At 61.5% G+C, this 18938-nt stretch carries 18 protein-coding genes; 10 read left to right on the top strand and 8 right to left on the bottom strand.

Going from position 1 to position 18938, the window contains the following annotated elements; genetic code table 11:
* Nucleotides 1-134: 134 nt before the first annotated feature.
* The 4 genes from trkA to def all read right to left on the bottom strand — a co-directional run bounded on the left by trkA (nucleotide 135) and on the right by def (nucleotide 4367).
* Nucleotides 135-1508: a Trk system potassium transporter TrkA gene (gene trkA, locus BT199_RS19370; protein ID WP_014716287.1), complete on the bottom strand. Its 1374-nt coding sequence runs from the start codon at nucleotides 1506-1508 to the stop codon at nucleotides 135-137.
* A 22-nt stretch (nucleotides 1509-1530) separates the two neighbouring features.
* Nucleotides 1531-2841, bottom strand: a complete 1311-nt coding sequence (gene rsmB / locus BT199_RS19375; RefSeq protein ID WP_014716288.1) for a 16S rRNA (cytosine(967)-C(5))-methyltransferase RsmB — start codon at nucleotides 2839-2841, stop codon at nucleotides 1531-1533.
* Nucleotides 2838-3791: a methionyl-tRNA formyltransferase gene (fmt, locus tag BT199_RS19380; RefSeq protein ID WP_072435301.1), complete on the bottom strand. Its 954-nt coding sequence runs from the start codon at nucleotides 3789-3791 to the stop codon at nucleotides 2838-2840. Before fmt ends, rsmB begins: the two co-directional genes overlap by 4 nt.
* A 69-nt stretch (nucleotides 3792-3860) precedes the next feature.
* Nucleotides 3861-4367, bottom strand: a complete 507-nt coding sequence (def, locus tag BT199_RS19385) for a peptide deformylase (protein WP_003187273.1) — start codon at nucleotides 4365-4367, stop codon at nucleotides 3861-3863.
* Between the two features lie 135 nt (nucleotides 4368-4502).
* On the opposite strand from def, the gene BT199_RS19390 reads away from it, so the two are divergent.
* The 3 genes from BT199_RS19390 to BT199_RS19400 all read left to right on the top strand — a co-directional run bounded on the left by BT199_RS19390 (nucleotide 4503) and on the right by BT199_RS19400 (nucleotide 7077).
* Nucleotides 4503-5279, top strand: a complete 777-nt coding sequence (locus BT199_RS19390) for a hypothetical protein (RefSeq protein ID WP_014716290.1) — start codon at nucleotides 4503-4505, stop codon at nucleotides 5277-5279.
* 63 nt (nucleotides 5280-5342) lie between these two features.
* Nucleotides 5343-6446 carry a DNA-processing protein DprA gene (dprA, locus tag BT199_RS19395; protein WP_072435302.1) on the top strand — a complete coding sequence of 368 codons (1104 nt, stop codon included), beginning with the start codon at nucleotides 5343-5345 and terminating at the stop codon, nucleotides 6444-6446.
* Nucleotides 6447-6519: 73 nt separating this feature from the next.
* Nucleotides 6520-7077, top strand: coding sequence for an L-threonylcarbamoyladenylate synthase type 1 TsaC (locus BT199_RS19400; RefSeq protein ID WP_072435303.1), 558 nt, complete (start codon nucleotides 6520-6522; stop codon nucleotides 7075-7077).
* Nucleotides 7078-7187: 110 nt separating this feature from the next.
* On the opposite strand, the gene BT199_RS19405 is transcribed toward BT199_RS19400, so the two are convergent.
* Entirely contained in the window at nucleotides 7188-8165 is a 978-nt protein-coding gene (locus BT199_RS19405) for a quinone oxidoreductase family protein (protein ID WP_014716293.1), read from the bottom strand.
* 178 nt (nucleotides 8166-8343) lie between these two features.
* Here BT199_RS19405 and hemF point away from each other — a divergent pair, with 178 nt between their 5' ends.
* A complete protein-coding gene (hemF, locus tag BT199_RS19410) occupies nucleotides 8344-9276 on the top strand; it encodes an oxygen-dependent coproporphyrinogen oxidase (protein WP_014716294.1) in 933 nt (310 codons plus the stop codon).
* Nucleotides 9276-10094 (top strand): shikimate dehydrogenase, encoded by an 819-nt coding sequence (gene aroE, locus BT199_RS19415; RefSeq protein ID WP_072435304.1) that lies wholly within the window; start codon nucleotides 9276-9278, stop codon nucleotides 10092-10094. The genes hemF and aroE overlap by 1 nt, the downstream gene beginning before the upstream one ends.
* A 128-nt stretch (nucleotides 10095-10222) precedes the next feature.
* On the opposite strand, the gene BT199_RS19420 is transcribed toward aroE, so the two are convergent.
* The 3 genes from BT199_RS19420 to betC form a co-directional block, all read right to left on the bottom strand.
* Nucleotides 10223-11791, bottom strand: a complete 1569-nt coding sequence (locus BT199_RS19420; RefSeq protein WP_072435305.1) for a SulP family inorganic anion transporter — start codon at nucleotides 11789-11791, stop codon at nucleotides 10223-10225.
* A 223-nt stretch (nucleotides 11792-12014) separates the two neighbouring features.
* Complete coding sequence (choX, locus tag BT199_RS19425; protein ID WP_032901545.1) at nucleotides 12015-12929, bottom strand: choline ABC transporter substrate-binding protein; 915 nt, start codon at nucleotides 12927-12929, stop codon at nucleotides 12015-12017.
* Nucleotides 12930-12947: 18 nt separating this feature from the next.
* Nucleotides 12948-14462: a choline-sulfatase gene (betC, locus tag BT199_RS19430; protein WP_072435306.1), complete on the bottom strand. Its 1515-nt coding sequence runs from the start codon at nucleotides 14460-14462 to the stop codon at nucleotides 12948-12950.
* Between the two features lie 103 nt (nucleotides 14463-14565).
* On the opposite strand from betC, the gene BT199_RS19435 reads away from it, so the two are divergent.
* The 5 genes from BT199_RS19435 to dgoD all read left to right on the top strand — a co-directional run bounded on the left by BT199_RS19435 (nucleotide 14566) and on the right by dgoD (nucleotide 18828).
* Nucleotides 14566-15516, top strand: coding sequence for a choline sulfate utilization transcriptional regulator (locus BT199_RS19435; RefSeq protein WP_072435307.1), 951 nt, complete (start codon nucleotides 14566-14568; stop codon nucleotides 15514-15516).
* Between the two features lie 30 nt (nucleotides 15517-15546).
* On the top strand, nucleotides 15547-15873 hold the full coding sequence (locus BT199_RS19440) for a DOPA 4,5-dioxygenase family protein (RefSeq protein WP_014716300.1): 327 nt from the start codon (nucleotides 15547-15549) through the stop codon (nucleotides 15871-15873).
* Between the two features lie 176 nt (nucleotides 15874-16049).
* The gene (locus tag BT199_RS19445; RefSeq protein ID WP_072435308.1) at nucleotides 16050-17009 is read left to right on the top strand and encodes a 2-dehydro-3-deoxygalactonokinase; all 960 of its coding nucleotides are present in this window, start codon (nucleotides 16050-16052) and stop codon (nucleotides 17007-17009) included.
* A 1-nt stretch (nucleotide 17010) separates the two neighbouring features.
* The gene (locus BT199_RS19450; RefSeq protein WP_072435309.1) at nucleotides 17011-17631 is read left to right on the top strand and encodes a 2-dehydro-3-deoxy-6-phosphogalactonate aldolase; all 621 of its coding nucleotides are present in this window, start codon (nucleotides 17011-17013) and stop codon (nucleotides 17629-17631) included.
* Nucleotides 17632-17679: 48 nt separating this feature from the next.
* On the top strand, nucleotides 17680-18828 hold the full coding sequence (dgoD, locus tag BT199_RS19455; RefSeq protein WP_003187297.1) for a galactonate dehydratase: 1149 nt from the start codon (nucleotides 17680-17682) through the stop codon (nucleotides 18826-18828).
* The last annotated feature ends 110 nt before the right edge of the window (nucleotides 18829-18938 follow it).

Consider the following 18938-nt stretch of genomic DNA (forward strand, 5'->3'; position numbering starts at 1 on the left):
GCGGTGCATCCTTTAGCTACATAGCGGTTTCGATATCGTCATCGCGGGCAAGCCCGCTCCCACACTTGGAACGCGATCACATGTGGGAGCGGGCTTGCCCGCGATGGCGGCGGCAGGCTCACTCAATTTTTTAATCAGAAAAAACTCAGCCCCACGTGGAACAGCTTCTCCACATCGCGGATATGTTTCTTGTCCACAAGGAACAAAATCACGTGGTCTCCGGTGGCGATCACCGTGTCGTCGTGGGCAATGATCACTTCTTCATCGCGAATGATCGCGCCAATGGTGGTACCGGGCGGCAGGCCGATATCGCGGATCGCCTTGCCAATCACTTTGCTGGACTTGGAGTCACCGTGGGCAATCGCCTCGATGGCTTCCGCTGCGCCACGGCGCAACGAGTGCACGCTGACAATGTCGCCACGCCGTACGTGGGCGAGCAAGGTGCCAATGGTCGCCAACTGCGGGCTGATGGCAATATCGATATCGCCGCCCTGGATCAGGTCGACATAGGCCGGGTTGTTGATGATGGTCATCACCTTCTTCGCCCCCAGCCGCTTGGCGAGCAAGGACGACATGATATTGGCTTCGTCATCGTTGGTCAGGGCCAGGAAGATATCCGCGTCGGCGATGTTCTCTTCCATCAGCAGGTCACGGTCCGAGGCGCTGCCTTGCAGTACGACAGTGCTGTCGAGGGTGTCGGACAAATGCCGACACCGCGTCGGGCTCATCTCGATGATCTTCACCTGATAGCGGCTTTCGATGGCTTCGGCCAAACGCTCGCCAATCTGCCCACCGCCGGCGATGACGATGCGTTTGTAGCTTTCGTCGAGCCTGCGCATTTCGCTCATGACCGCACGAATGTTCGCCTTGGCGGCGATGAAAAACACTTCGTCGTCTGCTTCGATCACCGTGTCGCCCTGGGGCAGGATCGGCCGGTCACGCCGGAAAATCGCGGCGACGCGAGTTTCCACGTTTGGCATGTGCTCACGCAGCTGGCGCAATTGCTGGCCAACCAGCGGCCCGCCGTAATAGGCCTTCACGGCTACCAGTTGCGCTTTGCCTTCAGCGAAGTCGATAACCTGTAGCGCACCTGGAATTTCGATCAGGCGCTTGATGTAGTGGGTCACCACCTGTTCCGGGCTGATCAGGACGTCTACCGGGATGGCGTCGTTGTCGAACAGCCCGGCGCGGGTCAGGTAAGCCGCTTCGCGCACCCGAGCGATCTTGGTCGGGGTGTGGAACAGGGTGTGGGCGACCTGGCAGGCGACCATGTTGGTCTCGTCGCTGTTGGTCACAGCCACCAGCATGTCGGCATCGTCGGCACCGGCCTGGCGCAGCACCGTCGGAAACGACGCGCGGCCTTGCACCGTACGAATGTCCAGGCGGTCGCCCAGGTTGCGCAAGCGCTCGGCATCGGTGTCGACCACGGTGATGTCGTTGGCTTCACCGGCCAAATGTTCGGCCAGCGTGCCACCCACCTGCCCTGCTCCAAGGATGATGATTTTCATCCGGTCACTCCCTTAAAACCATTCAGCCGCGCGCGGCGGCAATCTTGATCAGTTTGGCGTAGTAGAAGCCATCGTGCCCGCCTTCCTGCGCGAGCAGTTGGCGGCCGTGGGGCTGCTTGATGCCGGCGCTGGTGGCGAGGTCCAGTTCGCGCGCGCCGCTGGTGCGGGCGAGGAAGGCTTGGATGACCTCGGTATTTTCGGTGGGCAGCGTGGAGCAGGTGGCGTAAAGCAGGATGCCGCCCACTTCCAGGGTTGGCCACAGCGCGTCGAGCAGTTCGCCTTGCAACACCGCCAGGGCGGCGATGTCGTCGGGCTGGCGGGTCAGCTTGATGTCCGGGTGCCGACGGATCACACCGGTGGCGGAGCAAGGAGCGTCCAGCAGGATGCGCTGGAATGGCTTGCCGTCCCACCACGTCGCGGTGTCGCGGCCGTCGGCGGCGATCAGGTCGGCGCTGAGGCCCAGGCGTGCAAGGTTTTCCCGCACGCGCACCAGGCGCTTGGCCTCAAGGTCCACAGCCACCACACCGGCCAGGTCTTTTTCAACCTCAAGGATGTGACACGTCTTACCGCCTGGCGCGCAGCAGGCGTCGAGTACGCGCTGGCCGGGGGCCAAATCGAGCAGATCGGCAGCCAATTGCGCGGCCTCGTCCTGCACGCTGATCCAGCCTTGGGCAAAGCCCGGCAGGCTGCGCACATCGGCGGCGGCTTCCAGCACGATACCGTCCGTGCTGTACACGCACGGGGTGGCGTTAATGGCCGCGTCGGCGAGTAATTGCAGGTATGCATCCCGGCTGTGGTGGCGACGGTTGACCCGCAGGATCATCGGCGGGTGCGCGTTGTTGGCCGCGCAGATAGCCTCCCATTGCTCGGGCCAAAAGGCTTTCAGGGATTTTTGCAGCCAGCGCGGGTGGGCGGTGCGCACCACCGGATCATGTTCCAGCTCGGCCAACAGCGTTTCGCTTTCACGCTGGGCGCGACGCAGCACGGCATTGAGCAGGGCCTTGGCCCAGGGCTTTTTCAGCTTGTCGGCGCAACCGACGGTTTCACCAATGGCGGCGTGGGCGGGCACGCGGGTGTAGAGCAACTGGTAGAGACCCACCAGCAACAGCGCCTCGACATCCGCGTCCGCCGTTTTGAACGGTTTTTGCAGCAGCTTGGCGGCCAACGCAGACAACCGTGGCTGCCAACGGGCGGTGCCAAAGGCCAGGTCCTGCGTAAACCCCCGGTCGCGGTCTTCAACCTTATCCAACTGCGTGGGCAATGAACTGTTCAGCGAAGCCTTGCCGTTGAGCACGGCGGCGAGAGCCTTGGCGGCGGCCAGACGTGGGTTCATTGAGTGACCACTCCAAGCGTGGTGCCCAGGGCGAATTTCTCACGACGACTGTTGAACAAATCACTGAAGTTCAGCGCCTTGCCGCCGGGCAATTGCAGACGCGTCAGGCACAGCGCCTGTTCACCGCAAGCCACCAACAGGCCGTCTTTGCTGGCGCCGATGATCTCGCCGGGAGCGCCTGCACCATCGGCCAGGGTCGCGGCCAACACTTTTAAGGCTTCGCCGTTCAGAGTGCTGTGGCAGATCGGCCACGGGTTGAAGGCACGTACCAGGCGCTCAAGCTCCACGGCTGGGCGGCTCCAGTCGATGCGTGCTTCGTCTTTGTTCAATTTGTGCGCGTAGGTGGCCAGGCTGTCGTCCTGTACCTCGCCTTCCAGTGTGCCGGCAGCCAGGCCGGCGATGGCCTGGATCACGGCGGGCGGCCCCAGTTCAGCGAGGCGGTCGTGCAGGCTGCCGCCGGTGTCTTGGGCGGTGATCGGTGTGGTGACTTTGAGCAGCATCGGCCCGGTATCCAGGCCGGCTTCCATGCGCATCACGGTCACGCCGCTCTCGCTGTCGCCTGCTTCAACGGCGCGCTGAATCGGCGCCGCACCGCGCCAGCGTGGCAGCAGTGAAGCATGACTGTTGATGCAACCCAGGCGCGGGATATCCAGCACAGCCTGAGGCAGGATCAAACCGTAAGCCACCACCACCAGCAGGTCCGGCTTCAGCGCGGCCATTTCGGCCTGGGCGTCGGCGCTACGCAGGGTCGGCGGCTGCAGCACGGGAATGTTGTGCTCCAGCGCTAATTGCTTGACCGGGCTCGGCATCAGTTTTTGCCCGCGACCGGCCGGGCGATCCGGCTGGGTGTACACCGCGACGATGTCGTAAGGGCTGGCAAGCAGCGCCTTGAGGTGTTCGGCGGCAAATTCAGGAGTGCCGGCAAAAACAATGCGCAATGGCTCGGTCATGGGAGTTCTCGGTTAAAAACAGTCACAAAAGAAAAAGGCTTGCCGCAGCAAGCCTTTGGAAGAAGGGCATCAGGCTTGCTGGCGATGCTTTTTTTCCAGCTTCTTCTTGATGCGGTCACGCTTGAGCGTGGACAGGTAATCGACAAACAGCTTGCCGTTGAGGTGGTCGCATTCATGCTGGATACACACCGCCAGCAGGCCTTCGGCAATCAGTTCGAAAGGCTTGCCGTCACGGTCCAGCGCCTTGATCTTCACGCGCAGCGGGCGTTCCACATTTTCGTAGAACTCCGGCACCGACAGGCAGCCTTCCTGGTATTCGCCCATCTCTTCGGTCAGCGGTTCGAACTCAGGGTTGATGTACACCCGAGGTTCGCTGCGATCTTCCGACAGGTCCATGACCACGACACGCAGGTGCACGTTGACCTGGGTAGCGGCGAGGCCGATGCCCGGGGCTTCATACATTGTTTCAAACATGTCATCGACCAACTGACGAACCTTGTCGTCCACTACGGCCACCGGCTTGGCGATCGTGCGCAGGCGCGAGTCGGGAAATTCGAGGATGTTCAAAATAGCCATAAGCGTAATTGCTGCACATGTGAGGAAGAGACAAATCGGCGGTGGGAAGGACCCATACGGCCGGTGTGAAACGCTCGGAAGCCGCGAAGGCTATGGCATTTCACGCGAACGCACATAATAAAGGAGATTCACCCCATGAGGAAATCGCTACTCGTCTTGCTGCTGTGGGCCCCGTTCGCCACGGCATTGATTGTGCAACCCACTGAGCGTCTGGATCAGGCCGCGCAACAGGCCATTCAGCATTTTTTACTGCACAACCGTATTTTTGACTCCCCCCACGACCTGGACAACGCGCCTTATATTATTGCGGCTCAAGGCGGGCGCGTGCTGGGTGCCAACGACGAGCGTGTGCATGCGCGCGGGCATCTGGACCCGGCCCAGCCCAGCTACGGGATCTTTCGGCGGGGCAAGGCCTACACCGACCCCGTTACCCAGGAATTACTCGGCATCAATGCCGACGACATCGGCACTGCACGCTTTGTGCTTGCCGACAGCCTCACCACCTTGGCAGTGCAACGGGTGACCCAGGAAATTCGCCCGGGTGACCGTTTGTTGCGCGCCGAGCCTCCCGTTGCTTTGGCCAGCCTGGAACCCTGCAAACCCGCACCCTTGATTACAGGGCACATCATCGACATCCCCAAGGGCGTCACGCAGATTGGCGTGCTCGATGCTGTGACCCTGAACAAGGGCCGCCGCGATGGCCTGATGGAAGGCCAACTGCTGACGGTGATCAAGGCTGGCGCCACCGTGCGAGACGCCCTCACCGGTACGCCCACGCCGCTCCCGGATGAGCGAGCGGGCACCCTGCTGGTGTTTCGCACCTACGAAAAGCTCAGCTATGCCCTGGTGCTCAGTGCTTCAAGGTCGTTGGCCGTGCAAGACCGTTTCGAGACGGCTCAACAAGCGCAATAAATAGCCTGCTAAATAAGTTACCAACAGAGTTATCCACAGCTTGTTCCGGTCAAGGATGATCATATGAATCCGATAAACAGTAGCGATATTTCCCCGGCAGAGCTGGAAGCCCGGCTACGCTTGCACAGGCTGCCAGAACTGGGGCCCAAGCGTTTTCACGTGTTGATCGAAGCCTTTGGTTGCGCTTCCAAGGCCCTGAGTGCTCCCGCCAGCGCCTGGCGTTCCCTCGGTTTGCCCGCCATCAGTGCCGAGGCCCGACGTAGCCCCAAAGTCCGTGACGGTGCCAGTGAGGCGTTGGCCTGGCTGGCGCGCCCGGCCCAGCATTTGCTGATGTGGGACCAACCAGAGTACCCGGCGTTGCTCGCGCAGATCGACGATGCGCCGCCGTTGTTATTCGTGGCGGGCGACCCCGGTATTCTGGAAAAACCACAGTTGGCCATGGTCGGAAGCCGGCGTGCCTCTCGCCCAGGCATGGACACGGCAGCGGCCTTTTCCCGCAGCCTGGCGAGCGCCGGTTTTGTCATCACCAGTGGGCTGGCGGTGGGCATTGACGGCGCGGCGCACCAGGCGGCATTGGACGTGGGCGGCCATACCATCGGCGTGCTTGGCACTGGCCTGGAAAATTTTTATCCACAGCGCCATCGCAAGCTTGCTGCGGCGATGATCGCCCAAGGCAGCGCCGTGGTTTCCGAGTTTCCGCTGGATACCGCGCCCCAGGCCGGTAATTTCCCACGGCGCAACCGGATTATCAGCGGGTTGTCGTTAGGCGTGCTGGTGGTGGAGGCCAGTATGTCCAGCGGCTCGCTGATCACCGCACGCCTGGCGGCGGAGCAAGGGCGCGAGGTGTACGCGATTCCGGGTTCCATCCACCACCCCGCCGCCAAGGGCTGTCATCAACTGATCCGTGATGGCGCGGTGCTTGTGGAAACCATCGAGCACATTCTTGAAAGCCTGCGCGGTTGGCAGCGGTTGTCCCATGCTGCGCCGGTGCCCGTGATCCATCCGTTGGTGGCGCTGCTGCACGCGGCACCGCATAGCAGCGAAGCCTTGGCGATTGCCAGCGGTCGGCCGTTGTCCCAAGTACTGGCCACCCTGACAGAGCTGGAGTTGGAGGGCCAGGTGATTTGCGAAAGCGGGCGCTGGCTGGCGCGGTGCCCGCTTTTGTAGTGGACGTTTTTGGCGCTAGGTTTTGTAACGAAGATCGGTAAACTGCCCAGAGCTTTAGTCCGGAGAGTAAACAATGGTCAACAGGTGGCGTGTGCTGGAAGCCGCACGGGAAATTCGCGCAGGCGCGGTGATCGCCTATCCGACCGAAGCGGTCTGGGGCCTGGGCTGCGACCCGTGGAACGAAGAAGCAGTGGATCGGCTGCTGGCGATCAAGAACCGCTCGGTCGACAAAGGCCTGATCCTGGTGGCGGACAATATTCGTCAGTTCGACTTTCTGTTTGAAGATTTCCCGGACACATGGATCGAACGCATGGCCAGCACCTGGCCAGGGCCGAATACGTGGCTGGTGCCCCATCAAGACTTGCTGCCCGAATGGGTCACGGGTGTGCATGACACCGTAGCGCTGCGGGTCAGTGATCATCCGTTGGTGAGAGATTTGTGCGCCGAGGTCGGCCCGTTGATTTCCACCTCGGCCAACCCACAGGGCCGTTCGGCAGCCCGCACGCGGATTCGCGTGGAGCAGTATTTTCGCGGGCAAGTGGACCTGGTGTTGGGCGGCGCCTTGGGTGGGCGCAAGAACCCGAGCCTGATTCGGGACCTGGTGACGGGTGATGTGGTGCGCCCCTCCTAGGTGCAGCTCGTTCCCACGCTCTGCGTGGGAACGCCGCATTGGACGCTCTGCGTCCGCTTGTGACGCAGAGCGTCACGGTATGCATTCCCACGCAGAGCGTGGGTACGATCTTAAGGCAGCAGGATGGTCGATCCAGTCGTGCGCCGCCCCGACAACTCCGTCTGCGCTTTGGCCGCCTCTGCCAGCGAGTAGCGCTGGTTGATATCAATGCGCACCTTGCCACTTTTGATCATCGAAAACAGATCGTCCGCCATCGCCTGCAAGTTCGCCGGGTTGTTCGCGTAGGTCGCCAAAGTAGGCCGGGTCACGTACAGCGATCCTTTCGCCGACAGAATTCCCAGGTTCACCCCATCCACTGCACCCGACGCATTGCCGAAGCTCACCAACAAGCCCCGTGGCGACACGCTGTCGAGCGAGGTCAGCCAGGTGTCTTTGCCGACGCCGTCATATACCACCGGGCACTTCTTGCCGTCAGTCAATTCCAGTACGCGTTGTGCGACATCTTCCTTGCTGTAGTCGATGGTTTCCCAGGCGCCCAGCGATTTGGCCAAAGCGGCCTTTTCCGGGGAGCTGACCGTACCGATCAACTTCACGCCCAGGGCCTTGGCCCATTGGCAGGCCAGGGAACCCACGCCACCGGCGGCGGCGTGGAACAAAATGGTTTCACCGCCTTTGAGCTCATAGGTCTGGCGCAACAGGTATTGCACGGTCAGGCCTTTGAGCATGGCACCGGCGGCCTGTTCGAAGCTGATCTCATCCGGCAGGTGCACCAGGTTGGCGGCAGGCAACACATGCAGCTCGCTGTAGGCACCCAGCGGACCGCTGCCGTAGGCCACGCGGTCGCCAACTTTGAATTGGCTGACTTCACTGCCCACCGCGTCCACCACGCCAGCGCCTTCCGCACCCAGGCCCGATGGCAGGGCGGGCGGCGCGTAGAGACCACTGCGGAAATAGGTGTCGATGAAGTTCAGGCCGATAGCTTCGTTGCGCACCCGAACCTGCTGTGGGCCAGGCTCCGCTGGCGTGTAGTCCACATATTCAAGTACTTCGGGGCCGCCATGGGCGCTGAACTGGATACGTTTGGCCATCTGCACTTCTCCTTGGGTTCGAATCTGCGTAGCCCCCTATCGGACTCCTAAGCTTGATCTTCGTCAACTGCTGCGCACCTAAGTGCAGTGGCATGTAGGCGCAGTGGTATCCTGTGCGCCCATTTGCCGCCGACGCCCCATGGGCCTCGCGTAGCTTTGCCCGATTCAAGGTGATGCCATGACTACCCGCACCGAGGCCGTTAAAGCCTACCTGCTTGACCTGCAAGACCGCATTTGCAGCGCCCTGGAAACCTTCGAGACGGACACTCGCTTTATCGAAGACGCCTGGACCCGGCCAGCCGGCGGTGGCGGTCGTACCCGTGTGATGGAAAACGGTTCGGTGATCGAAAAAGGCGGTGTCAACTTTTCCCACGTGTTCGGCAGCGGTCTGCCACCGTCTGCCAGTGCCCATCGCCCTGAACTGGCGGGCCGTGGGTTTGAGGCCCTGGGTGTGTCGCTGGTGATCCATCCGCATAACCCTCATGTACCGACTTCCCACGCCAATGTGCGGTTTTTCATCGCTGAAAAAGAAGGTGAAGAACCGGTGTGGTGGTTCGGTGGTGGCTTCGATCTCACCCCGTATTACGGCAATGAAGAAGACTGCATTCACTGGCACCGCGTGGCCGAGCAGGCCTGTGCACCGTTTGGCCCGGACGTGTACTCCCGCTACAAGGCCTGGTGTGACACCTACTTCCACATCAAGCACCGCAACGAGCCCCGTGGCATCGGTGGGCTGTTCTTCGATGACTTGAACGAGTGGGGCTTTGACACCTGCTTCGCCTTCATCCGCGCCATCGGCGATGCCTACATCGATGCCTACCTGCCGATTGTGCAGCGTCGCAAGGCCATGGCGTACACCGAGCAACAACGCCAGTTCCAGGAGTTCCGCCGGGGCCGCTACGTTGAGTTCAACCTGGTCTATGACCGTGGCACCCTGTTCGGCCTGCAATCGGGCGGGCGTACGGAGTCGATCCTGATGTCGCTGCCACCTCAGGTACGCTGGAGCTACGACTGGAAGGCCGAAGCCGGCAGCGAAGAGGCGCGCCTCACCGACTACTTCCTGCAAGACCGTGACTGGCTCGGCGTTGCCGCGCCCAAGGCGGCGGTGTGATGGACCGTTATGTGGTGTTCGGCAACCCCATCGGCCATAGCAAATCGCCGCTGATTCATCGTCTGTTCGCTGCCCAGGCCGGCGAACAACTGGACTACAGCACGATGCTCGCGCCGTTGGAGGACTTCACCGCCTGTGCCCGTGAGTTCTTCCAACACGGCCGTGGCGCCAACGTGACCGTGCCGTTCAAGGAAGAGGCCTATCGCCTCGCCAATACCCTGACCGAACGTGCCCAGCGCGCCGGCGCCGTAAACACTTTGAGCAAATTGGCTGACGGCACGTTGTTGGGCGACAACACCGACGGCGCGGGCCTGGTGCGCGACTTGACGGTCAATGCCGGGCTGAGCCTGCAAGGCAAACGCATCCTGTTGTTGGGCGCCGGTGGTGCGGTACGCGGTGCGCTGGAGCCGTTGCTGGCGCAGCAACCCTCGTCGTTGATCATCGCCAACCGCACCGTGGAAAAGGCCGAGCGGCTGGCTGAGCTGTTCGATGACCTGGGCCCGGTGTCTGCCAGTGGTTTCGACTGGTTGCGTGAGCCGGTGGATGTGATCATCAATGCCACGTCGGCCAGCCTGTCAGGCGATGTACCGCCGATTGCCGGCAGCCTGATCGAGCCGGGCAAGACCTTCTGCTACGACATGATGTACGCCAAGGAACCCACCGCATTCTGCCGCTGGGCGAGCGAGCAAGGCGCGGCGGTGGCGATGGATGGCCTGGGCATGCTGGTGGAACAAGCGGCGGAAGCCTTCTTGCTGTGGCGCGGTGTGCGTCCGGATTCGGCGCCCGTACTGGCCGAACTGCGCCGGCAATTGGCCTGATCCCACACGTTGATGTGGGCACACTTAATGTGGGAGCTGGCTTGCCTGCGATAGCAATAGGTCAGTTACCCATGTGCTGGCTGATCCACCGCTATCGCAGGCAAGCCAGCTCCCACAGTTGATCGGGTTTAATCTTCGAAATGGAGGGGGCAGTTATCCGGCCCCTCCAGCTTCATCAATTCCTCAACCACCTGCGGCCTGGCCCCACGCAACGTCAAGCTACGGCCCAACCCCGCCAACCGCCGCGCCTCCTGGTGCAGCATCTCCACCCCGGAATAGTCGATAAAGTTGATCTGCTGCGCCTCGATCACCACCCGCTCACCCTGCAGACGTTGCAGGCGCACTTGCAGGTAATGGCTGGCGCCAAAAAAGATCGAGCCGCCCACCCGCAACACATCCGCTTCACAGTCGCGCCAGTGTTGCACCCGTGGCTGCGAGGTGCGTTTGAGGTAGAAAAACAGCGACGCCAGTACCCCGGCATAGATCGCCGTTTGCAGCTCCAGCAACAAGGTGGCGACACAGGTCAGGCTCATCACCACAAATTCGGCGCGGCTGACCCGGAACAGCGCACGAATGCCGCGGTGGTCCACCAGGCCCCAGCAGATCAGCAGGATGCTCGCCGCCATGCTCGGGATCGGAATATGCGCAATCAACGCTGCGCCAAATAACGCGAATAACGCCACCCACAGAGCCGAAAAAACCCCCGCCAATGGCGAACAGGCACCCGCCTCATAACTGAGGCCCGAGCGGGTGAACGATCCGGCTGACAGGTATCCGGAAAAAAATCCGCCCACGATGTTGGATAAACCCTGGGCGCGTACTTCCTGGTTGGCGTCGAGCAGTTGTTGCGAGCGGGCGGACAGCGAGCGGGCAATCGACAGGCTGGTCACCAACCCCAGCATTCCCACCGCTACGGCACTGGGCAGCAGGCGTAGTACCAGATCCAGATCCATCGGCAACGGGCTGAACGGCGGCAGTTTGCCAATAAACGAACTGACCCGTGCCACATGCCCGAACATCGCCGGCAACAGCCATGCCGCCAGGCTGCCCAACACCAAGGCGATCAACAATGTCGGCCAACGTGGCACCAGGTACTTGAGCAGCATACCTGCCAGCAATGTACCCAGCCCCAGGGCCAGGGACGCGTGGTCCCACTCGCCACGATGGTCGATCAGCGCCAGCAGGCCATTGATAGCCGTGGCCTGGCTCGGTAAATCCAAGCCGAGCAGGTTTGGCAGTTGCCCCAAGGCGATCACTACGGCGGCACCCAGGGTGAAACCCAGCACCACCGAATGGGAGACAAAGTTCACCAACGCGCCGAAGCGCAGCAGGCCGAGCAACCATTGGAATACCCCGGCGAGGAAGGTCAGCAACAGGATGAGGGTGATGTAGTCCTGGGAGCCTGGCACGGCCAGTGGGCTGATGCTGGCGTAAAGCACGATGGAGATGGCGGCCGTGGGCCCGCAGATCAGGTGCCAGGACGAGCCCCACAGGCAGGCGATCAATACTGGGATGATGGCTGCGTAGAGCCCATATTCGGGTGGGAGACCGGCGATCAGTGCGTAGGCAATCGACTGCGGCAGCGCAAGCACAGCGCCGCTGAGGCCGACGATCGCGTCCCGGCCGACGCTGGCGCGGGTTTGGCGCGGCAGCCAGCGCAGGAAGGGCAAAAGTGTATGGCGGTTGGGCCGGGGCATCGCGGGCTCGGATAAAGGGTTTTGGCAAGAGTATCAATATGCATGGGTACCTGTGGGAGCTGGCTTGCCTGCGATGCTGGCGCCTCGGTGTGAGAGGCATACCGGGGTGATGCTATCGCAGGCAAGCCAGCTCCCACAGGGGTCAGCGGCAAGCGTCAGAGTTGATCGTTCCCACGCTCTGCGTGGGAATGCTGCTCGGGACGCTCTGCGTCCGATTTTAACGTCAGAGTTTGGCTTTTACCGCTGGCAACGCCTCCTGGCCGTCCAGGGTTTTCACCCCCTCCAGCCACTGGTCCAGGACCGCCGGGTTGGCCTTGATCCACGTCTTCGCCGCCTGCGCATTGCTGACCTTGTTGTTCGCCACGTCAGCCATGATGCTGTTCTCCATGGCCTGGGTAAAACTCAGGTTGGTCAGCAGTTTGCCGACATTGGGGCACGCTTGTGCGTAACCCTTGCGAGTCAAGGTATAGACGCTGCCGGTGGCACCAAAGTACTGCTCGCCGCCCTTGAGGTAGCGCATTTTCAGTTGCACGTTCATCGGGTGCGGGGTCCAGCCGAGAAAGGTGATAAAACGCTGTTTCTTCACCGCTCGCGAGACCTCTGCGAGCATCGCCTGTTCGCTTGACTCGATCAGCTTCCACTGCCCCAGGTCGAAATCATTCTTCTTGATGATCTCCTGCAACGAGATATTGGCTGGCGCGCCGGAGCCGATGCCGTAGATCTTCTTGTCGAACTTGTCGGCAAATGTGTTCAGGTCGGCAAAGTCATGCACCCCGGCGTCCCACACATAGTCCGGCACGGCGAGGGTGAACTCGGTGCCCTCCAGGTTCTTCGCCATTTGCACCACATCACCGTTGGCCACGAACTTGTCGTAGAAGCCCTGCTGCGCCGGCATCCAGTTGCCGAGGAAGACATCCACCTGGCCGTCCTTGAGCCCGCCGAAGGTAATCGGCACCGCCAGGGTGTCGACCTTGGGTTGATAGCCCATGCCCGTCAGCAGGAAACTGGTGATAGCGTTGGTGGCGGCAATATCGCTCCAGCCTGGATCGGCCATCTTTACCGTTTCGCAGCGAGTGTCTGCGTACACCTGGGCGCTGCTGAGCACCACCAAACTCAGTACCACGGTCAACTTTTGCATGGCCTTCCCTCTGTCTACTTATTGGTTTTGGCAGGGTTGTGGAAAACGTGCTTTGCGCTCCAGGTCATCAAGGTCGATATGGTTACGCATGTACTGCTGACTGGCGTCTACCAGTGGCTGGTGATCCCAGCTCTTGAGCTTGCCATGGGTCAGCGCATCAAACACCAGGCGGCGACGGCGTTGGCTGGCGAGCACCTGTTGATGGATCGCCGGGATATCCCATTTAGCTCGCGCTTCACGCAAGAACGCCTCGAACAATGGCCGATGTTCAGCTGACTGGCTGAGGTTTTCCTGCTCGTTCGGGTCGTTGTACAGATCGAACAATAGGCAAGGATCGTCCTCGCTGTAGATGAATTTGTAGGCGCCCCGGCGAATCATCATCAATGGGCTGACGGTGCCTTCGGCCATGTATTCGCCAAACACTTCGTCATGCCCGCCCTGCCCCTGCAAGTGCGCGACCAGCGAGCGGCCGTCCAGCGGCAAGTGCGGATCCAGTTCGCCTCCGGCCAATTCCAGCAGGGTCGGCAACAAGTCGGCGGTCGACACGGCCTGGGCGACGCGGCCAGCGGCGAACTGCCCCGGTGCACTGATCAGCAGCGGCACGCGGGCGGCCATTTCAAACCAGTGCATTTTGTACCAGAGGCCGCGCTCGCCAAGCATGTCGCCGTGGTCGCCAGAGAAAATGATCAGGGTGTCGTCGGCCAGGCCGGTGTCTTCCAGGGTCTGCAGCAGCTTGCCGACGTTGCTGTCGATGTAGCTGCAGGCACCGAAGTAGGCGCGGCGGGCGTCGCGGATCTTATCCACAGGCAGCGGTTTGTCCCACAAGTCATAAACCTTGAGCAGCCGCTGGGAATGCGGGTCGAGGTCGGCCTGGGGCGGCGTCGCGGGCATTGGGATGTCGGTGTCTGCGTACAAGTCCCAGAACGGCTTGGGAATGGTGTAAGGGTCGTGGGGATGGGTCATCGACACCGTCAGGCAAAATGGCTGGTCACCTTCCTCACGGATATGGTCGAACAGATATTGCTGGGCCTTGAACACCACCTCTTCGTCGAAATCCAGCTGGTTGGTGCGTACACACGGACCGGCTTGCAGCACCGAGGACATGTTGTGATACCAGGTAGGGCGTACGTCTGGCTCATCCCAGTTCACCGCCCAGCCGTAGTCGGCGGGATAGATGTCGCTGGTCAGGCGTTCCTCATAGCCGTGCAACTGGTCGGGGCCGCAGAAGTGCATCTTGCCCGACAGTGCGGTGCGGTAGCCCAGGCGGCGCAAGTAGTGGGCATAGGTCGGCACGTCGGCGGGGAAATCGGCGGCGTTGTCGTAGGCGCCGATCTTGCTCGGCAACTGGCCGCTGACCAAGGTGAAGCGCGACGGTGCGCACAACGGGCTGTTGCAATAGGCGGCTTCGAACACCACGCCTTGTGCCGCCAGGCGGCTGAGGTTGGGCAGCTTGATCGGGGAAGGCCCGTAGAACGGCAGCATCGGCGCGGCCATCTGATCGGCCATGATGAAAAGAATGTTCTTGCGCTTCATGGTTTCTCGGCATTCCATAGGCAGTGTTTATGCCAATGAGCATGCGGTCCATAAGTTATGGGGTAAAGCCCATACGCAGCAATGACTAGGATAAGTTGAGCTTATGTATGAAGCGCTGGGTGACCTCTCTCTCGATTTGCTGCGCGCCTTTGAGGCGGCGGCGCGTCATCGCAGTTTCACCGCGGCCGCGATGGAGCTGGGTACCACCCAACCCGCGGTCAGCCAGCAAATCAAACGCCTTGAAGAGCAACTGGCGATCCGCCTGTTTGATCGCATTTACCGCGGCATCGAACTGACCGACGCCGGTGCCCTGCTGTTCGAGCATGTGCAGGGCGGCCTGCAGAATATCAACCAGGGGCTCGGCGCCATCACTCAACAAAGCCAGCATGAAGTGCTGCAAGTCGCCACCGACTTTGCCTTCGCCGCCTATTGGCTGATGCCGCGCTTGCATCGCTTTCACCAGGCCAACCCGCAGGTGGATGTCAGCCTGGTCACCAGTGAGCGCAACCACGCCACCCTGCGCAGCGATATTGATGTGGCGGTGCTGTTCGGCGATCGCCGTTTCAAGCAGGGCGAGAGCCTGTGGTTGTTCAATGAGGAAGTGTTCCCGGTGTGCAGCCCACAGTGGCTCAAGGAGCAGGTCGCGCCCCTGACGGTGCAGGCCTTGCAAGACTGCCCGTTGCTGCACCTGCGTCAGGAAAACAACAGCCAGTGGTTCGACTGGAACGGCGTGTTCCGCGAACTGGGTATCACGGCTGCGCCGACCCCTGGGCAATTGCGCTTTGACAACTACACCTTGCTGATCCAGGCCGCGATTGCCGGCCAGGGCGTCGCCATCGGCTGGCGCCACCTGGTGGATAACCTGCTGGAGCAGAATTGGCTGTGCCGGCCGATCAGCCACACGGTGACGTCGCGCTTGGGCTATTACGTGGTGCAGCCCCAGCGCAAACGCCGCGGACAGTTGGTGGACCGCTTTGTCGAGTGGCTGGTGGCGGAACAGGCCAACAGTGCGCACTCGTTGACCGGGCTGGCCCTGCCGTCGATTGCGGTCTAGGATCGGCGCACAGTGGAACCGGAGTCTGTCATGCAACGTATCAAGGGCTACCACGCCCATATCTACTTCGACGCCAGCACGATTGAGCAGGCGCGCACGCTCTGTGAAGACGCCGCCAAGTTGTTCCCGCTGCGCATGGGCCGCGTGCACGAGCGGCCCGTGGGCCCGCACCCGGATTGGAGTTGCCAGTTGGCGTTCGAGCCGGAATATATCGGCGTGGTGTTGCCGTGGCTGGCGCTGCATCGCAATGGTCTGGTGGTGTTCCTGCACCCTGAAACCGGTGACGACCTCAAGGACCACACCGATTACGCCATCTGGATGGGTGCGATGCGCGAACTGGACCTGTCTATTTTTTAGCCTTTCCTACCCGATAATCCTGCGTCTTTCCCTAAGTAAAAACAGGATGAGTTGTAGGATTAATCTTGTCTTGTCTCATTATATGGGATTGATATTTATATATTGAGATATTCCGCGCCCTAGGTTTATATTCGCTCATCTGCTTTTTTCAGCACCCACTCATTTCAGGTGAAGCGATGCAGGCGCAATTGATCGCGCTCGATTGGGGGACCAGCTCCCTTCGTGCTTACAAACTCGGCCCCGCGGGGGTTGTGCTGGAACAGCGCTCGCAAGCCTGGGGCATCATGCATTTGCCCACAGAGCCCCGGGAAATAGCCGGTGCGCTGTGCACTGACGGCTTTGAACTGGCGTTCGATAGCGCCTGCGGCGATTGGCTTGATGCCCAGCCCGAGCTGCCGGTGATCGCTTGCGGCATGGTCGGCAGCGCACAGGGTTGGAGCGAGGCGGCCTATCGCAGCACGCCCGTGGATGTCGCCAGTCTCGGCCAGGCGTTGCATGGCATACGCAGCCTGCGCGGGGTGCAGGTGCATATCGTGCCGGGGGTGATCGAGCAAGTGGGTCTGCCTAATGTCATGCGTGGCGAAGAAACCCAAGTGCTCGGCGTACTGCAAGGGCTAGGGCCCCAGGTGTTGATCGGCCTGCCCGGCAGCCATTCCAAATGGGTCGAGGTGGTGGAAGGCCGCATTACCCATTTCGATACCTTCATGACTGGCGAAGTGTTTGCGGTGTTGAGCAAGCACAGCATCCTGGGGCGTACCCAACAGGCGAGCGAGCAGTTCCAGGCCGAGGCGTTTGATCGAGGCGTGCGCGTGGCGCTGTCCAACGATGGTCAGCGTGGCGTGCTTTCGACCCTGTTCAGTGCCCGTACCCTTGGGCTCACCGCGCAGCTGGCGCCCGACCAGCAACCCGATTACCTGTCTGGCCTGCTCATCGGCCATGAGCTCGCCGGCTTGCCAGATTCGGCCAAACATCAGCCGATCATCCTGGTCGGCGCTGCTGCACTTTGCGCCCGCTATCAACGCGCCCTCGCCCTTTGCGGATTTGCCCACGTCAGCCTGGCGCAAGAAGCCACTGAGCGTGGCCTGTGGCAACTGGCGCAAGCCGCCGGGCTCATTCGACCTGTACTGGAGGCCTGACATGCTCAAGCAAGCACTCTCACAAAACGGTTTGATCGCCATCCTGCGCGGCCTACGCCCCGACGAAGCCCAGGCGGTCGGCCAGGTGCTGTACGACGCGGGGTTTCGCGTGATCGAAGTGCCGCTCAACTCGCCAGACCCTTACACCAGCATCCGCATCCTGCGCGACAGCTTGCCCGCCGATTGCCTGATCGGTGCCGGCACGGTGTTGACGCCTGAGCAGGTCGAACAGGTCAAGGCCGCCGGAGGCGAGGTGATCGTCATGCCCCACAGCGATGCCAAGGTGCTGCGTGCCGCTAAAGCGGCGGGCCTGTACTTGTCGCCTGGGGTAGCCACGCCTACCGAAGCCTTTGCCGCACTGGCCGAAGGCGCCGATGTGTTGAAGCTGTTCCCGGCCGAGCAGATGGGCCCTTCAGTGATCAAGGCATGGCTGGCGGTATTGCCGGCGGGCACATTGCTGCTGCCGGTGGGCGGCATCACCCCGGACAACATGCAGGTGTTTACCGACGCCGGCGCCAAGGGCTTCGGATTGGGTTCCGGGCTGTTCAAGCCGGGCATGACAGTGGATCAGGTTGCGAGCCGTGCCCAGGCTTATGTCGCCGCCTGGAAAGCCCTCGGCTGAGAGCATATTCCGCGCCCACAGGCGCTGCATCTATAAGAGAGACAAGAGATGAAAATCACCAAACTGACGACCTTTATCGTTCCGCCGCGCTGGTGCTTCCTCAAGGTCGAAACCGACCAGGGTGTGACCGGCTGGGGCGAGCCGGTGGTCGAGGGCCGCGCTCACACGGTGGCCGCCGCCGTCGAAGAACTGTCCGACTACCTGATCGGCAAAGACCCACGCAATATCGAAGATATCTGGACCGTGCTCTATCGCGGCGGCTTCTACCGAGGCGGCGCGGTGCACATGAGCGCCCTCGCCGGTATCGACCAAGCGTTGTGGGACATCAAGGGCAAAGCCCTCGGTGTGTCGGTCAGCGATCTGCTGGGCGGCCAGGTGCGTGACAAGATTCGCGTGTACTCATGGATCGGCGGTGACCGCCCCGCCGACACCGCCCGTGCTGCCAAAGAGGCCGTAGCGCGTGGCTTCACGGCGGTAAAAATGAACGGCACCGAAGAATTGCAGTTCGTCGACAGCTTCGAAAAAGTCGACCTGGCCCTGGCCAACGTCGCTGCCGTGCGCGATGCGGTCGGCCCTAACGTGGGTATCGGCGTCGACTTCCATGGCCGCGTGCACAAGCCGATGGCCAAGGTGCTGATGAAAGAGCTCGACCCATACAAACTGATGTTCATTGAAGAGCCGGTGCTGAGCGAAAACTACGAAGCGCTGAAAGAACTGGCGCCGCTGACCAGTACGCCGATCGCCCTGGGCGAGCGCCTGTTCTCGCGCTGGGATTTCAAGCGGGTGCTCAGCGAAGGCTACGTCGACATCATTCAGCCGGACGCCTCCCACGCCGGTGGGATTACCGAAACCCGCAAGATCGCCAACATGGCCGAAGCCTACGACGTGGCCCTGGCCCTGCACTGCCCGCTGGGCCCGATTGCCTTGGCGGCATGCCTGCAACTGGATGCGGTTTGCTACAACGCGTTTATCCAGGAGCAGAGCCTGGGTATTCACTACAACGAAAGCAATGATCTGCTCGACTACGTGCGAGACCCGGGCGTATTCGACTATGACCAGGGCTTTGTGAAGATCCCCAACGGCCCGGGGTTGGGCATTGAGATCAACGAGGAGTATGTGGTTGAGCGCGCGGCCATCGGCCATCGCTGGCGCAATCCGATCTGGCGCCATGCCGATGGCAGTTTTGCCGAGTGGTGATTTCCACTTGATTGAAACGCGCTAAAAATGTGGGAGCTGGCTTGCCTGCGATGGCGGTGGGCCAGTCACCGCAGCGGTGCCATTCATGCCGCCATCGCAGGCAAGCCAGC

Origin of the sequence: Pseudomonas sp. NFR02 (genome assembly GCF_900119375.1) — a bacterium.
Taxonomy (GTDB): domain Bacteria; phylum Pseudomonadota; class Gammaproteobacteria; order Pseudomonadales; family Pseudomonadaceae; genus Aquipseudomonas; species Aquipseudomonas paracarnis.

Bases quoted from the DNA above. Each gene is read 5' to 3' on its own strand.
- trkA (WP_014716287.1), bottom strand. From the start codon at position 1,508: ATGAAAATCATCATCCTTGGAGCAGGGCAGGTGGGTGGCACGCTGGCC.
- rsmB (WP_014716288.1), bottom strand. From the start codon at position 2,841: ATGAACCCACGTCTGGCCGCCGCCAAGGCTCTCGCCGCCGTGCTCAAC.
- fmt (WP_072435301.1), bottom strand. From the start codon at position 3,791: ATGACCGAGCCATTGCGCATTGTTTTTGCCGGCACTCCTGAATTTGCC.
- def (WP_003187273.1), bottom strand. From the start codon at position 4,367: ATGGCTATTTTGAACATCCTCGAATTTCCCGACTCGCGCCTGCGCACG.
- BT199_RS19390 (WP_014716290.1), top strand. From the start codon at position 4,503: ATGAGGAAATCGCTACTCGTCTTGCTGCTGTGGGCCCCGTTCGCCACG.
- dprA (WP_072435302.1), top strand. From the start codon at position 5,343: ATGAATCCGATAAACAGTAGCGATATTTCCCCGGCAGAGCTGGAAGCC.
- BT199_RS19400 (WP_072435303.1), top strand. From the start codon at position 6,520: ATGGTCAACAGGTGGCGTGTGCTGGAAGCCGCACGGGAAATTCGCGCA.
- BT199_RS19405 (WP_014716293.1), bottom strand. From the start codon at position 8,165: ATGGCCAAACGTATCCAGTTCAGCGCCCATGGCGGCCCCGAAGTACTT.
- hemF (WP_014716294.1), top strand. From the start codon at position 8,344: ATGACTACCCGCACCGAGGCCGTTAAAGCCTACCTGCTTGACCTGCAA.
- aroE (WP_072435304.1), top strand. From the start codon at position 9,276: ATGGACCGTTATGTGGTGTTCGGCAACCCCATCGGCCATAGCAAATCG.
- BT199_RS19420 (WP_072435305.1), bottom strand. From the start codon at position 11,791: ATGCCCCGGCCCAACCGCCATACACTTTTGCCCTTCCTGCGCTGGCTG.
- choX (WP_032901545.1), bottom strand. From the start codon at position 12,929: ATGCAAAAGTTGACCGTGGTACTGAGTTTGGTGGTGCTCAGCAGCGCC.
- betC (WP_072435306.1), bottom strand. From the start codon at position 14,462: ATGAAGCGCAAGAACATTCTTTTCATCATGGCCGATCAGATGGCCGCG.
- BT199_RS19435 (WP_072435307.1), top strand. From the start codon at position 14,566: ATGTATGAAGCGCTGGGTGACCTCTCTCTCGATTTGCTGCGCGCCTTT.
- BT199_RS19440 (WP_014716300.1), top strand. From the start codon at position 15,547: ATGCAACGTATCAAGGGCTACCACGCCCATATCTACTTCGACGCCAGC.
- BT199_RS19445 (WP_072435308.1), top strand. From the start codon at position 16,050: ATGCAGGCGCAATTGATCGCGCTCGATTGGGGGACCAGCTCCCTTCGT.
- BT199_RS19450 (WP_072435309.1), top strand. From the start codon at position 17,011: ATGCTCAAGCAAGCACTCTCACAAAACGGTTTGATCGCCATCCTGCGC.
- dgoD (WP_003187297.1), top strand. From the start codon at position 17,680: ATGAAAATCACCAAACTGACGACCTTTATCGTTCCGCCGCGCTGGTGC.